A 13,095-nucleotide genomic window follows, 5' to 3' on the forward strand; every position below is an offset into this window, starting at 1 on the left:
CATGAAACGCACCTTCCAGATCTACCGCTACGACCCGGACAAGGACGCCAAACCCTATATGCAGACCATCGAGATCGAGCTCGATGGCCATGAGCGCATGCTGCTGGACGCCCTCATCAAGCTGAAGGCCGTGGACCCCACGCTGTCCTTCCGCCGCTCCTGCCGCGAAGGCGTGTGCGGCTCGGACGCGATGAACATCAACGGCAAGAACGGTCTGGCCTGCCTGACCAATATGCTGTCGCTGCCGGCCACGATCGTGCTGAAGCCGCTGCCGGGCCTGCCGGTTGTGCGCGACCTGATCGTCGACATGACGCAGTTCTTCAAGCAGTACAACTCGATCAAGCCCTATCTGGTGAATGACAACATTCCGCCGGAGAAGGAGCGTCTGCAGTCGCCGGTGGAGCGAGAAGAGCTCGACGGCCTGTACGAGTGCATCCTGTGTGCCAGCTGCTCGACGAGCTGCCCCAGCTTCTGGTGGAACCCCGACAAGTTCGTGGGCCCGGCCGGTCTGCTGCAGGCCTACCGCTTCATCGCCGACAGCCGCGACGAAGCCACCGCCGAGCGCCTGGACAACCTGGAAGATCCGTACCGCCTGTTCCGCTGCCACACCATCATGAACTGCGTGGACGTCTGCCCCAAGGGGCTGAACCCCACCAAGGCGATTGGCAAGATCAAGGAACTGATGGTGCGTCGCGCGGTCTGAGCGCGAACATTGTCTGCACAGCATGAGTACCGGCATCGAAGCCCCGATGGAAGCCCTCATCGACGAGAGAGCTCTCTCCAAACTTAAGTGGCGCTGCCGCCGCGGTTTGCTTGAGAATGACCTTTTCATCGAGCGCTTCTTTGTGCGCCACGAGGCCACGCTCACCGAGTCTCAGGCCCTGGGCCTGACGCTTCTGATGGACCTGGCCGACAACGACCTGATGGACCTGTTCCTGGCCCGCAAGGAGCCCGAGGGCGAACTGGATCGCCCCGAGGTGCGGGCCGTGCTCAAGCTGCTGCGTGTTCCCAAGTAGTGAATTCTTTCGAAAAGCTGTCACAAGGAAAGACTTATGACCCCGTCTGACGTCAAAGCCACCCTGTCGTTCTCGGACGGCAGCCCGCAAATGGACCTGCCCATTTACAAGGGCTCGGTAGGCCCGGATGTGATCGACATCCGCAAGCTCTACGCGCAGACGGGCAAGTTCACCTACGACCCGGGCTTCCTCTCCACCGCCTCCTGCAACTCGACCATCACCTATATCGATGGCGACAAGGGCGAGCTGCTGTACCGCGGCTACCCGATCGAGCAGCTGGCAGTGAACTGCGACTACCTCGAGACCTGCTATCTGCTGCTGTACGGAGAGCTGCCCAACGAAACCCAGAAGGCGGATTTCGTCTCGCGCGTGACCAACCACACCATGGTCAACGAGCAGATGCAGTTCTTCCTGCGCGGCTTCCGCCGCGACGCCCATCCGATGGCCGTGATGACCGGCCTGGTGGGTGCGATGTCGTCCTTCTATCACGACAGCACGGACATCAATAACCCCGAGCATCGCGAGATCGCGGCGATCCGCCTGATCGCCAAGATGCCGACGATGGTGGCGATGGCCTACAAGTACACGGTCGGCCAGCCCTATATCTATCCGAAGAACGACCTCAGCTACGCCGGCAACTTCATGCGCATGATGTTTGCCACGCCTTGCGAGGACTACAAGCCCAATGACGTGCTGGTGCGCGCCATGGACCGCATCTTCACCCTGCATGCCGACCACGAGCAGAACGCCTCGACCTCCACGGTGCGTCTGTGCGGCTCCTCGGGCACCAACCCCTTTGCAGCCATCGCCGCCGGCGTGGCCTGCCTGTGGGGCCCGGCCCACGGCGGCGCCAACGAGGCCTGCCTGAACATGCTCAGCGACATCCAGCAAATGGGTGGCGTGGCCAAGATCGGCGAGTTCATCAAGCAGGTGAAGGACAAGAACAGCAACGTCAAGTTGATGGGCTTCGGTCACCGCGTCTACAAGAACTACGACCCGCGCGCCAAGCTGATGCGCGAGACCTGCCACGAGGTGCTGAACGAGCTGGGCCTGCACGACGACCCGCTCTTCAAGCTCGCGATGGAACTCGAGAAGATCGCGCTGGAAGACGAATACTTCGTCGCCCGCAAGCTCTACCCGAACGTGGACTTCTACTCGGGCATCGTGCAGCGCGCCATCGGCATCCCGGTGCCGCTGTTCACGGCGATCTTTGCACTCGCCCGCACGGTCGGCTGGATCGCCCAGCTGAACGAGATGATCGGCGACCCCGAGTACAAGATCGGCCGTCCGCGCCAGCTCTTCGTCGGCGCCACCTCGCGCAACGTCAAGCCCATCGCCCAGCGTTGATGATCGCCGGCAGGCTCCCTGCCTGCCCGATCGCAGCAGCCCCCGCAGCCTTGCTCGGGGGCTTTGTTTTTGCTGGGTTTGTCCCCGGTGTGGGCGGCGCGCCAGCCTGATGTAGATCAGGCTTTTTGGGCTATGCTACGCAGGCTGGCAAACGTTTGCCAATCTGGATCCATCGATCCGACCCTAGCGAGCAACAAGCATCCGTGAGCACGATCAAAGACGTGGCCGCCCTGGCCGGGGTGTCCTTTACGACGGTATCGCATGTCCTCAACGACACCCGCCCGGTGAGCGCCGATGCGCGCCGGCGCGTGCTGGCCGCGGTGGAGGAGATCGGTTACCTGCCCAGCGCGGTGGCGCGTTCGTTGCGCAAGAGCGAGACCAAGATCATCGGCGTGCTGGTGCCGAATGTGCAGAACCCCTTCTTCGCCGAGCTGGTCTGCGGCGTCGAGGAATGCTGCCGCCTGGCGGGCTATTCGGTGTTTCTGTGCAACTCCGACAACGACCCCAAGCGCCAGCAGCAGTACATGCGCACCCTGCTGGAAAAGCGCATCGACGGCCTGCTGCTGGCCTCGGCCGGCGATGCCGCCTCGCTGGCGAAGATCTTCAAGCTGGCCAGCGTGCCCGCGGTGACGGTGGACCGCCTGGTGCCCGGCGCACGCGCCGACCGCGTCAGCGTGCACAACCAGGCCGGCGCGCATGCGGCGGTGGCGCATCTGCTGGAGCTGGGGCACCGGCACATCGGCTGCATCAGTGGCCCGGCCGAGTTCGAGGTGGCGATCGAGCGTGTCGAGGGCTGGCGCCAGGCGCTGCTGGAGCGCGGCATCACGCCGCAGGAAGGCTGGCTGGTGGAGAGCGACTTCTCCAGCGCCGGCGGCTACGAGGCGGTGCGGGCGCTGCTGCGCAAGCATCCCGAGATCACGGCCGTGTTCGCCGGCAACGACATGATGGCAATGGGCGGCTTGCGCGCCGCGGCCGAGCTGGGGCGCAAGGTGCCCGAGCAACTCTCCATCGTGGGCTTCGACGACATCGAGCTGAGCAGCTTCGTCTACCCCGCGCTCACCACCGTGGGTTGTTCCATCAAGGAGCTCGGCCGCGAGGCCGCTCGCGTGCTGCTGGACCGCATCGACAACCCTGGCGCACCACTGAAGGATGTGTTGCTGACGCCGCGCCTGGTGGTGCGCGAAAGCAGCGCCGCGCGCGCCTGATTGCCAAGGAATCTTTTCATGACTGCAACAGCAAGCAGCAAGCCCGCCAGCGTGGTGGTGGTGGGCAGCATCAATATGGACATGGTCTCGCATTCGCCGCGCCTGCCGGCGCCCGGCGAGACCCTGGTCGGCGAGGCCTTTGTGATGGCCCCGGGCGGCAAGGGTGCCAACCAGGCGGTGGCCGCGGCGCGCCTGGGCGCCGAGGTGGCCTTCGTGTCGCGCGTCGGCACGCGCCAGCATGGCGCCGAGCTGCTGGCGGCGCTGGGCGCCGAGGGGGTGCACACCGCGGCGGTTGCCACCGATGCCACGGCGCTGCCGGGCATCGCCGTCATCATGGTGGCCAGCCAGGGCGGCGAGAACTCCATCGTCTATGTGCCGGGCAGCAATGCGCAGCTGAGCGCGGCCGACGTCGAGCAGGCCAAGGCGGTGCTGCAGGCGGCGCGCGTGGTGGTGGCCCAGCTGGAAGTGCCGCAGCCCGCCATTGCGCATGCTTTTGCGCTGGCACGCGCGGCCGGGGTGACAACCATTCTGAACGCCGCGCCGGCCCTGCCGGTGAACGCCGAGCTGCTGGCCCAGACGCAGTGGCTGGTGCTCAATGAAACCGAGGCCGGCCAGATGGCGGGCATGCCCAGCGCCAGCCTGGAGCAGGTGCGGGCGGCGGCCGAGGCGCTGCTCGCGCGTGGCCCGGGCCAGGTCGTGGTCACCCTGGGCGCCCAGGGCGTGCTGCTGTGCAGTGCGCAACAAGGCGCGCAACATCTGCCGGCGCAGCGTGTCACCGCGGTGGACACGGTGGGCGCCGGCGATACCTTTGTCGGCGGCCTGGCCACCGGCCTGGCCGAAGGCTGGGCGCCCGCAGACGCGGTGCGCCTGGGCCAGGCCGCAGCCGCGCTGGCGGTGAGCCGCGCCGGCGTGCAGACGGCCATGCCGCGCCGTGCCGAACTCGCAGCCGAGCTGCAGCCGCGCTCCTGAGGTTTTTCAGCCATGCAAGCAGTTCCCCAATCCGTCATCTTCGACACCGATCCCGGCATCGACGACGCCATGGCGCTCTATGTGCTGGCGCGCCACCCCGCCATCCGGCTGCGCGCCATCACCACCGTGTTCGGCAATGCCGCCGTCGCCACCACCACGCGCAATGCGCTGGCGCTGGCGGCGCTTTATGAGCTCGAGCTGCCGGTGGCGGCCGGCGCGGCCGGCCCCTTGCGGCCGCGCCAGGACCAGGCCTTCCCAGCCCATGTGCACGGCGAGGACGGCCTGGGTGGCGTGGGCGCGCTGGTGCCCGCGCCACGGCGCGAGGTCGATGGCCGTCCGGCGCATGAGCTGATCTGTGCCATGGTCAATGCCGAGCCGGGCCAGATCACCCTGGTGGCCGTGGGCCCGCTCACCAACCTCGCGCTGGCGCTGCGCCACGACCCCGGCATCGCCGCCAAGGTGCGGCAGGTGGTGGTGATGGGCGGCGCCTTCGGCACCCATGGCCATGGCGGCAATGTCAGCCCGGTGGCCGAGGCCAACATCATCAACGACCCCGAGGCGGCCGATGCGGTGTTTGCCGCGGCCTGGCCGGTGGTGATCGTCGGCCTCGACGTGACCCAGGAGGTGGTGATGAAGCACGACGATCTGGCCGCCCTGAAGGGCCGTGGCGGCAAGCAGGGCGCCGTGGGCGACTTCCTCTGGGCGGCGACGCGCCATTACCAGGATTTCTATCACGAGCGCGACGGCATCGGCGGCATCTACTCGCACGATGCCAGCGCGGCCGTGTACGTGGCCGCACCCGAGGCCTTCGGCCTGCGCGCCGGCCCGGTGCGCGTGGTGCTGGACGGCATCGCGCGCGGCCAGACCATCCAGGATCACCAGGGCCTGGCCGCCCCCGATTCACCCTGGGCCCACAGCCCCGCGCAGCAGGTCTGCGTGCGCGTGGACGCGGCCCGCGTGCTGTCAGAATTCACCCGTCTTTTCGACTGAGCGACCCCATCATGAGCAAGCAGCAAACCATCCTCAAGGCCCGCTGGGTCCTTCCCATGACTCCTGGCGGCGCCGTGCTCGAGCAGCATGCGGTGGTGATGGACGGCGAACGCATCGCCGCCGTGCTGCCTTGGGGCGAGGCCGAGGCGCGCTATGCCGATGCCGAGCGCGTCGAGCTGGGTCAGCATGTGCTGATCCCCGGCCTGATCAATGGCCACACCCATTCGGCCATGTCGCTGCTGCGCGGCGTGGCCGACGACCTGGCCCTGATGGACTGGCTCAACAACCATATCTGGCCGCTGGAGAAGAAGTGGGTCAGCGAGGACTGGACCTACCAGGGCTCGCTGCTCTCCGCCGCCGAGGCGCTGCGCGGTGGCGTGACCTATCTGAACGACATGTATTTCTTCCCCACCGCGATGGCCCGTGCCGCGGTGGATGCCGGCATCCGCGCCGGCGTGTCGATCAATGTGATCGACTTCCCCACCGGCTATGCCGCCAACGCCCAAGAGTACATCGACCGTGGCGTGGCCGCCTACGAGCAGTACAAGGGCGAAAGGCTGCTGGACTGGACCAGCGCGCCGCACGCGCCCTACACGGTGTCGGATGAGACCTTCGTCAAGCTGCGCGAACTGGCCGAGCGTCTGGACATCCAGATGCACTGCCACATCCACGAGACCCAGGAGGAAGTGGACGGCAGCCTGAAGCAATACGGCATGCGGCCGCTGGAGCGCCTCAACAAGCTGGGCGTGCTGAACGAGCGCATGCTGGCCGTGCACATGGTGCATCTCACCGAGGCCGAGATCGCGATGCTGGCGGCGCAGAAGGTGCACCTGGTGCACAACCCCAGCTCCAACCTCAAGCTGGCCTCGGGCGTGGCGCCGATCAAGGCGCTGGAAGCCGCCGGCGTGAACACGATTCTGGGCACCGACGGTGCCGCCTCCAACAACCGCCAGGACATGTTTGCCGAGATCCGCGCCGCGGCCCTGCTGGCCAAGGGCGTGACGGGCGACCCGCTCACCGTCTCGGCGCGCACCGCGCTGGAAATGGCCACCATCCGGGCCGCCAAGGCGATGGGCCGCGAGGCCGATCTGGGCTCGCTGGAAGTCGGCAAGCTGGCCGATGTGGTGGCGGTCTCGCTGGACGCGCTGGAATGCCGGCCGGTCTACCACGCCGATGCGCAGCTGGTCTACGTGGCCGGCCGCGAGCATGTGTCCGACGTCTGGGTGGGCGGCCGCCAGGTGCTCAAGGGCAGGGCGCTCACCACCATCGACACCGCCGCGCTGATCGAGCGCGCCGAGCACATCGTCGGCCAGATGAAGGCCGGCCGCTAAGTCGGACGCTAAGTCGGCGGCAAACGCCGCGCCGCGAAATCCCATACCGACTTGGGCGCGCCGTAGCGCAGGCTGATGGACTTGCGCAGCTCCAGCAACTCGTAGTGCTGGCGCAGGCAGCTCAAGAGCTTGGGCGAGGTGAAGAACTGCTTGGGCACGCCGTCCACCAGGACCGGCTCCCAGCCGCTGGCGTCGGCCGGCGCGCCGTAGTTGAGGTCGTCCTCGGCGTTGACGCTGCCCAGAAGCAGGCCACCGGGCTTGAGCACCCGTGCGATCTCGGCGAAGGCCTGCAGGCTGCCGGCCTGGTCGAAGTAATGCAGCGAGAGATGGGCCACCGCCAGGTCCATGCTGGCGCTGGCGATCTCGGGCATGGTGCGCACATCGGCGAGCAGGTGGCGCGCCGCCGGATTGCGTTCCTCGGCCGCCGCCAAGGCGGTGGGCGAGATCTCGGTGGCGGTGACCTGCCAGCCCAGGGCCAGCAGGGCGGCGCTTTCATGGCCATTGCCGCAGCCGATGTCCAGCGCCTGATAGCCCTGGCCATGGGCATGGGCGAGCCAGGCGGCGCCCCAATGCTCCAGCCAGTTGTCGGCCAGGCTGGCCTGGCCGAGGCCGTAGCGCTGGTCCCAGATTTGGCGCGGATCGTTCATGTGCAAAGTATCGCGAGACGGCGAAAAGACTGTGTGAATGCCAGGCAAAGATTTCACCAAGCTGTGAAACTTTGCGGGCTCCGCCGTATCGGTACAGACCCTAGCTAAAATCCCGGGCTTCAACGGCCAGGCCCACCAGGCTTGAGACCGCAACCTCCAGCGCCGCATGCGCGCATCCCGGGACCCCATGGCCTCTTCCTCCTCCAAGCCCAAGCATCTGCTCCACTTCGAGGGCGGCAACGCTCTTTCCTCCTTCCGTGCCAATGCCTTGCTGCCGCGGCTGCAGGCCGTCAACGAGCGCATCACCGCCATTGCCGCACGCCATGTGCACTGGGTCTGGAGCGATGCAGCGCTGGCCGATGAGGTCAAGTCCAAGCTGGCGGCCCTGCTGGACTATGGCGATGCCTACCAGGGCGCGCAGGACGGCGAACTGATCGTGGTGGCGCCGCGCCTGGGCACGGTGAGCCCCTGGGCCTCCAAGGCCACCGACATCGCGCACAACTGCGGCTTGGATATCCATCGCGTCGAGCGTGTCACCGAGTACCGCATCACGCTCAAGAGCGGTTTGCTGGGCGGCGTGAAGACCCTGTCCGAGGCCGAACGCCTGGCCTGCGCCGCGCTGCTGCACGACCGCATGACCGAGAGCGTGCTGCTGAGCCGCGCGGCCGCCGCCCATCTGTTCGACGAGAAAGAGGCCCAGCCGCTGGAGCATGTTGACGTGCTGGGATCGGGCCGCCCGGCCCTGGAGGCCGCCAACAAGACCTTCGGTCTGGCGCTTTCGGACGACGAGATCGACTACCTGGTGACGGCCTTCCAGGGGCTCAAGCGCAACCCCAGCGATGTCGAGCTGATGATGTTCGCGCAGGCCAATAGCGAGCATTGCCGCCACAAGATCTTCAACGCCAAGTTCACGGTCGACGGCGAGGCGCAAGACCTGTCCCTGTTCGGCATGATCCGCAACACCGAGAAGCTGCACCCCCAGCACACGGTGATCGCCTATTCGGACAACGCCGCGGTGATGGAAGGCCATGAGCTCGAACGCTGGATGCCGGCGGGCTTTGACAAGGCACCGCAGTACCAGGCGCGCGCCGAGACCTCGCATGTGCTGATGAAGGTGGAGACGCACAACCACCCGACCGCCATCTCGCCCTTCCCGGGTGCCTCCACCGGCGCCGGCGGCGAAATCCGCGACGAGGGCGCGACGGGGCGCGGGGCCAAGCCCAAGGCCGGCCTCGCCGGCTTCACCGTTTCCAATCTGCGCCTGCCCGGCCTCACCGAGCGCTGGGAGCAGCAGGACATCGGCAAGCCCGAGCACATCGCCAGCCCGCTGCAGATCATGATCGAGGGCCCGATCGGCGGCGCGGCCTTCAACAACGAGTTCGGCCGGCCCAATCTGGGCGGCTACTTCCGTGCCTATGAGCAGGAGGTGGACGGCATCACGCGCGGCTACCACAAGCCCATCATGATCGCCGGGGGCATCGGTGCGATCCGCTCCGACCTCACCCGCAAGATCGAATTCCCCGCCGGCAGCCTGCTGGTGCAGCTGGGCGGCCCGGGCATGCGCATCGGCATGGGCGGCAGCGCCGCCAGCTCGATGGCGGCCGGCACCAACACCGCCGACCTGGACTTCGACTCGGTGCAGCGCGGCAACCCCGAGATCGAGCGCCGTGTGCAGGAGGTCATCAACCATTGCTGGGGCCTGGGTGCCGACAATCCCATCCTCGCCATCCACGACGTCGGCGCCGGTGGCATCTCCAACGCCTTCCCCGAGCTGGTGAACGATGCCGGCCGCGGCGCCATCTTCGATCTGCGCGCTGTGCCGCTCGAGGAGTCAGGTCTTGCCCCCAAGGAGATCTGGTGCAACGAGAGCCAGGAGCGCTATGTGCTGGCGATCGCGCCCGAGAGCCTGGAGACCCTCCGCGCCATGTGCGAACGCGAGCGCTGCCCCTTTGCGGTGGTGGGCGTGACCACCGAGCAGCGCGAGCTGGTGCTGGAAGACGGCCCGGCAGGAGACCGCGCCATCGACATGCCGATGGCGACGCTGCTGGGCAAGCCGCCCAAGATGCACCGCGATGTGCAGCGCGTGGCGCGCGACGCCGGCCGCCTGGAGCTGGGCGGCGCCAGCCTGGCGACCGCGGCGGTGGAAGTGCTGCGCCACCCGACCGTGGCCTCCAAGCGCTTCCTGATCTCGATCGGTGACCGCACGGTCGGCGGCCTGAACCATCGCGACCAGTTCGTCGGCCCCTGGCAGGTGCCGGTGGCCGATTGCGCCGTCACCCTGGCCGACTTCAAGGGCTTCCGCGGCGAGGCCATGAGCATGGGCGAGCGCACCCCGCTGGCGGCCGTCAACGGCCCGGCCTCGGGCCGCATGGCGGTGGCCGAGGCCATCACCAATCTGCTCGCCGCGCCGATCGAGCTGGAGCGCGTCAAGCTCAGCGCCAACTGGATGGCGGCCTGCGGCGAGCCCGGCGAGGACGCCGCGCTGTTCGATACCGTCAAGGCGGTGGGCATGGAGCTGTGCCCGGCGCTGGGCATCTCGATCCCGGTGGGCAAGGATTCGCTGTCGATGCGCACGCGCTGGAACGATGCGGCGGGCGCGGTCAAGCAGGTCACCGCACCGGTTTCGCTCATCATCACCGCCTTCGCCACGCTCGCCGATGTGCGGGGCACGCTCACGCCTGAGCTGCGGGCTGGTGACACGAGCCTGATCCTGGTCGACCTCGGCCAGGGCCGGCAGCGCATGGGCGGCTCCATCCTGGCTCAGACCCTGAGCCAGTTCGGTGGCGAGGTGCCCGATCTGGACGATGCTGAAGCGCTCAAGAGCCTGGTGGCCGCCGTGAACGAGCTGCGCGCCAGCGGCCAGCTGCTGGCCTACCACGACCGCGGCGACGGCGGCCTCTGGGCCACCGCCTGCGAGATGGCCTTTGCCGGCCATTGCGGCATCAGCCTGAATGTGGACATGCTGGTCACCGAGGGCGATGGCGTCTCCGACAGCCGCGCCGATGTGGGCGATTCCAAGAACTGGGCCAGCCAGGTGAGCGCGCGCCGCGAGGAGCTGACGCTCAAGGCCCTGTTCAACGAGGAGCTGGGCGCGCTGCTGCAGGTGCCCACCGCCCAGCGCGATGCGGTGATGCAGTTGCTGCGCAAGCATGGCCTCTCCAAGCACAGCCATGTGGTGGGCAAGCCCAATGCGAGCGGCCAGATGGAAGTCTGGCGCGACAGCAAAAAGGTCTATGGCGCGGCGCTGGAGGCGCTGCACAAGGAATGGGACCAGGTCAGCTGGCGTGTCGCCCAGCTGCGCGACAACCCGGCCTGCGCCGATTCCGAGCATGCGCTGGCCGGCCAGGCCGACGACCCCGGCCGCCATGTGCACCTGAGCTTCGATCCCAAGGAAGACGTGGCCGCGCCCTTCATCTCGGCGGGCGCGCGCCCCAGGATCGCGATCCTGCGCGAGCAGGGCGTCAACTCGCATGTGGAGATGTCCTATGCCCTGGCCCGGGCCGGCTTCGACACCTACGACGTGCACATGAGCGATCTGCAGTCCGGCGGCACCACGCTGGACCGCTACAAGGGCTTCATCGCCTGCGGCGGCTTCAGCTATGGCGACACCCTGGGTGCCGGCGAGGGCTGGGCGCGCTCGGTGATGTTCAACCCGGTGCTGGCCGATCAGTTCAAGGCCTTCTTCGCGCGCAGCGACAGCTTCGCGCTGGGCGTGTGCAATGGCTGCCAGATGATGGCCGCGCTCTCGCCCATCATCCCCGGCGCCCAGCACTGGCCCAAGTTCACGCGTAACAAGAGCGAGCAGTTCGAGGCCCGGCTGGCGATGGTGGAAGTGCTGGAGAGCCCCAGCCTGTTCTTCCAGGGCATGGCCGGCAGCCGCCTGCCGATCGCGGTGGCTCATGGCGAGGGTTATGCCGATTTCTCGCAGCGCGCTAACCCTCAAGAAGCGGCCAGCAAGGTGGCACGCGCAATGCGTTACGTGGACCACCATGGCCGGCCCACCGAGGTCTATCCGCTCAACCCGAACGGCAGCCCCGAGGGCCTGACCTCGGTGACCACGGCCGATGGCCGCTTCACCGTGCTGATGCCGCATCCGGAGCGCGTGCAGCGCAACATCCAGCTCAGCTGGACCAGCGGCGACAAGAGCGAGGCGAGCCCCTGGGCGCGCATGTTCGCGAACGCGCGTCGCGCCCTGGGTTGAACCGGCCTGCCGGCTAGCCTGGCGACAGGTGCTCCAGCGGGTCGAGCCCGCCCAGCATGGTTTCGCCGCTGTGCGTGGGCAGCGGCGTCCAGTCCTTCAGGCGCGGCGGCACCGGCCAATGGGCGGCCAATTCGGCCAGCGCCTCCTCAGGGTCGGCGAAGGAGCGGTCCAGCAGGCCGCTGGCGCAACGCACCCGCCAGCGGCCGTAGGGGCGCAGGCTGATCGCAAAGCGACCTTCGGCCGTGATGAATTCATAAGCAGCAATCTGCATGTCTGGGCATTCCGGGCGTCCCGGCTGTGAAACTCGGCTTTGGGCGGCGAGCCTACTGCGAATGCGCGGCGCAAGCTGTAAGCAATTGAGAGGCGCCCGGCGGCTGGCGCCCGCCCCCTAGGCCAGGCCGGCCAGCAACTCGTAGGAGCGCAGCCGTGCGGCCTGCGAGTGCAGGGCGCAGGCGACGATGAACTCGTCGGCGCCGGTGCGCGCCTGGGTGGCCGCCAACCCCGCCTTGACGGTGGCGGGCGAGCCGACGATGGATTCCGCCAGCATGCGCGCCACCTGGGCCGCCTCGGCCGCGTTCCAGCGCGCATTCATATCGTCCACCGGCGGCGGCAGCGGCCCGCGCCGGCCGCGCACCATGCCCAGGAAGCGCTGCTGCAGCGAGCTGAACAAATACGCGGCCTGCGCGTCGCTGTCGGCCACGATCACGTTCAGCCCCACCATTGCATGGGGCCTGGGGTGGCGCTCGCTGGGGCGGTACTGGCCGCGGTAGAGCTCGAGCGCCTGCATCAGCAGCTCGGGTGCGAAATGCGAGGCAAAGGCAAAGGGCAGGCCCAGATAGGCGGCCAACTGGGCGCTGTAGAGGCTGGAGCCGAGCAGCCAGATCGGCACCTCGGTGCCCTGGCCCGGAATGGCGCGCACGACCTGACCCTCGCGGGCCGGCGCCAGATAGGCCTGCAGCTCCTGCACGTCCTCCGGGAAGCGGTCTTCGGCCGCCGTGCTGAGGTGGCGGCGCAGCGCGCGCATGGTCGGGCCATCGGTGCCGGGCGCGCGGCCCAGGCCCAGGTCGATGCGATCGGGGAAGAGCGTGGCGAGGGTGCCGAAAGCCTCGGCGATGGTCAGCGGCGCGTGGTTGGGTAGCATGATGCCGCCCGAGCCGACGCGGATCTGCCGGGTGGCGGCGGCGATCTGGCCGATCAGCACCGCGGTGGCCGAGCTGGCCACGCCGTCCATATTGTGGTGCTCGGCCACCCAGTAGCGCCGGTAGCCCAGTGCTTCGGCATGGCGGGCCAGCTCCAGGCTGTTGAGTAGGGCGCTGCGGGCATCGCTGCCCTCGACGATGGGCGCGAGATCCAAGATGGAAAGAGGCGTGTGCATGGGCGTCATCTTGC

The 13,095-nt window shown here is 67.9% G+C and carries 11 protein-coding genes; 8 read left to right on the forward strand and 3 right to left on the reverse strand.

Going from position 1 to position 13,095, the window contains the following annotated elements:
* The first annotated feature begins 1 nt into the window (after position 1).
* The 7 genes from PFX98_RS18460 (at position 2) to PFX98_RS18490 (ending at position 6,858) form a co-directional block, all read left to right on the forward strand.
* A complete protein-coding gene (locus PFX98_RS18460) occupies positions 2-703 on the forward strand; it encodes a succinate dehydrogenase iron-sulfur subunit (protein ID WP_285231956.1) in 702 nt (233 codons plus the stop codon).
* Between the two features lie 22 nt (positions 704-725).
* A complete protein-coding gene (locus PFX98_RS18465; RefSeq protein WP_285231957.1) occupies positions 726-1,016 on the forward strand; it encodes an FAD assembly factor SdhE in 291 nt (96 codons plus the stop codon).
* A gap of 36 nt (positions 1,017-1,052) precedes the next feature.
* Positions 1,053-2,363 carry a citrate synthase gene (gltA, locus tag PFX98_RS18470; protein ID WP_285231958.1) on the forward strand — a complete coding sequence of 437 codons (1,311 nt, stop codon included), beginning with the start codon at positions 1,053-1,055 and terminating at the stop codon, positions 2,361-2,363.
* Between the two features lie 203 nt (positions 2,364-2,566).
* A complete protein-coding gene (locus PFX98_RS18475; RefSeq protein ID WP_285231959.1) occupies positions 2,567-3,568 on the forward strand; it encodes a LacI family DNA-binding transcriptional regulator in 1,002 nt (333 codons plus the stop codon).
* Positions 3,569-3,586: 18 nt separating this feature from the next.
* Positions 3,587-4,537 carry a ribokinase gene (gene rbsK, locus PFX98_RS18480; RefSeq protein ID WP_285231960.1) on the forward strand — a complete coding sequence of 317 codons (951 nt, stop codon included), beginning with the start codon at positions 3,587-3,589 and terminating at the stop codon, positions 4,535-4,537.
* A gap of 12 nt (positions 4,538-4,549) precedes the next feature.
* On the forward strand, positions 4,550-5,527 hold the full coding sequence (locus PFX98_RS18485) for a nucleoside hydrolase (protein ID WP_285231961.1): 978 nt from the start codon (positions 4,550-4,552) through the stop codon (positions 5,525-5,527).
* An 11-nt stretch (positions 5,528-5,538) separates the two neighbouring features.
* Positions 5,539-6,858 (forward strand): TRZ/ATZ family hydrolase, encoded by a 1,320-nt coding sequence (locus tag PFX98_RS18490; protein WP_285231962.1) that lies wholly within the window; start codon positions 5,539-5,541, stop codon positions 6,856-6,858.
* An 8-nt stretch (positions 6,859-6,866) separates the two neighbouring features.
* Here PFX98_RS18490 and PFX98_RS18495 read toward each other — a convergent pair whose 3' ends face one another.
* A complete protein-coding gene (locus tag PFX98_RS18495; RefSeq protein ID WP_285231963.1) occupies positions 6,867-7,505 on the reverse strand; it encodes a class I SAM-dependent methyltransferase in 639 nt (212 codons plus the stop codon).
* Positions 7,506-7,692: 187 nt separating this feature from the next.
* Between PFX98_RS18495 and purL the strand changes: the two genes are divergently transcribed.
* A complete protein-coding gene (gene purL / locus PFX98_RS18500; RefSeq protein ID WP_285231964.1) occupies positions 7,693-11,706 on the forward strand; it encodes a phosphoribosylformylglycinamidine synthase in 4,014 nt (1,337 codons plus the stop codon).
* Positions 11,707-11,719: 13 nt separating this feature from the next.
* On the opposite strand, the gene PFX98_RS18505 is transcribed toward purL, so the two are convergent.
* The gene (locus PFX98_RS18505) at positions 11,720-11,977 is read right to left on the reverse strand and encodes a hypothetical protein (RefSeq protein ID WP_285231965.1); all 258 of its coding nucleotides are present in this window, start codon (positions 11,975-11,977) and stop codon (positions 11,720-11,722) included.
* A gap of 117 nt (positions 11,978-12,094) precedes the next feature.
* A complete protein-coding gene (locus tag PFX98_RS18510) occupies positions 12,095-13,081 on the reverse strand; it encodes an LLM class flavin-dependent oxidoreductase (protein ID WP_342399157.1) in 987 nt (328 codons plus the stop codon).
* Between the last annotated feature and the right edge of the window lie 14 nt (positions 13,082-13,095).

This window comes from Paucibacter sediminis, assembly GCF_030254645.1.
In the GTDB taxonomy this organism is placed as follows: domain Bacteria; phylum Pseudomonadota; class Gammaproteobacteria; order Burkholderiales; family Burkholderiaceae_C; genus Paucibacter_B; species Paucibacter_B sediminis.

Bases quoted from the DNA above. Each gene is read 5' to 3' on its own strand.
- PFX98_RS18460 (WP_285231956.1), top strand. From the start codon at position 2: ATGAAACGCACCTTCCAGATCTACCGCTACGACCCGGACAAGGACGCC.
- PFX98_RS18465 (WP_285231957.1), top strand. From the start codon at position 726: ATGAGTACCGGCATCGAAGCCCCGATGGAAGCCCTCATCGACGAGAGA.
- gltA (WP_285231958.1), top strand. From the start codon at position 1,053: ATGACCCCGTCTGACGTCAAAGCCACCCTGTCGTTCTCGGACGGCAGC.
- rbsK (WP_285231960.1), top strand. From the start codon at position 3,587: ATGACTGCAACAGCAAGCAGCAAGCCCGCCAGCGTGGTGGTGGTGGGC.
- PFX98_RS18485 (WP_285231961.1), top strand. From the start codon at position 4,550: ATGCAAGCAGTTCCCCAATCCGTCATCTTCGACACCGATCCCGGCATC.
- PFX98_RS18490 (WP_285231962.1), top strand. From the start codon at position 5,539: ATGAGCAAGCAGCAAACCATCCTCAAGGCCCGCTGGGTCCTTCCCATG.
- PFX98_RS18495 (WP_285231963.1), bottom strand. From the start codon at position 7,505: ATGAACGATCCGCGCCAAATCTGGGACCAGCGCTACGGCCTCGGCCAG.
- purL (WP_285231964.1), top strand. From the start codon at position 7,693: ATGGCCTCTTCCTCCTCCAAGCCCAAGCATCTGCTCCACTTCGAGGGC.
- PFX98_RS18505 (WP_285231965.1), bottom strand. From the start codon at position 11,977: ATGCAGATTGCTGCTTATGAATTCATCACGGCCGAAGGTCGCTTTGCG.
- PFX98_RS18510 (WP_342399157.1), bottom strand. From the start codon at position 13,081: ATGCACACGCCTCTTTCCATCTTGGATCTCGCGCCCATCGTCGAGGGC.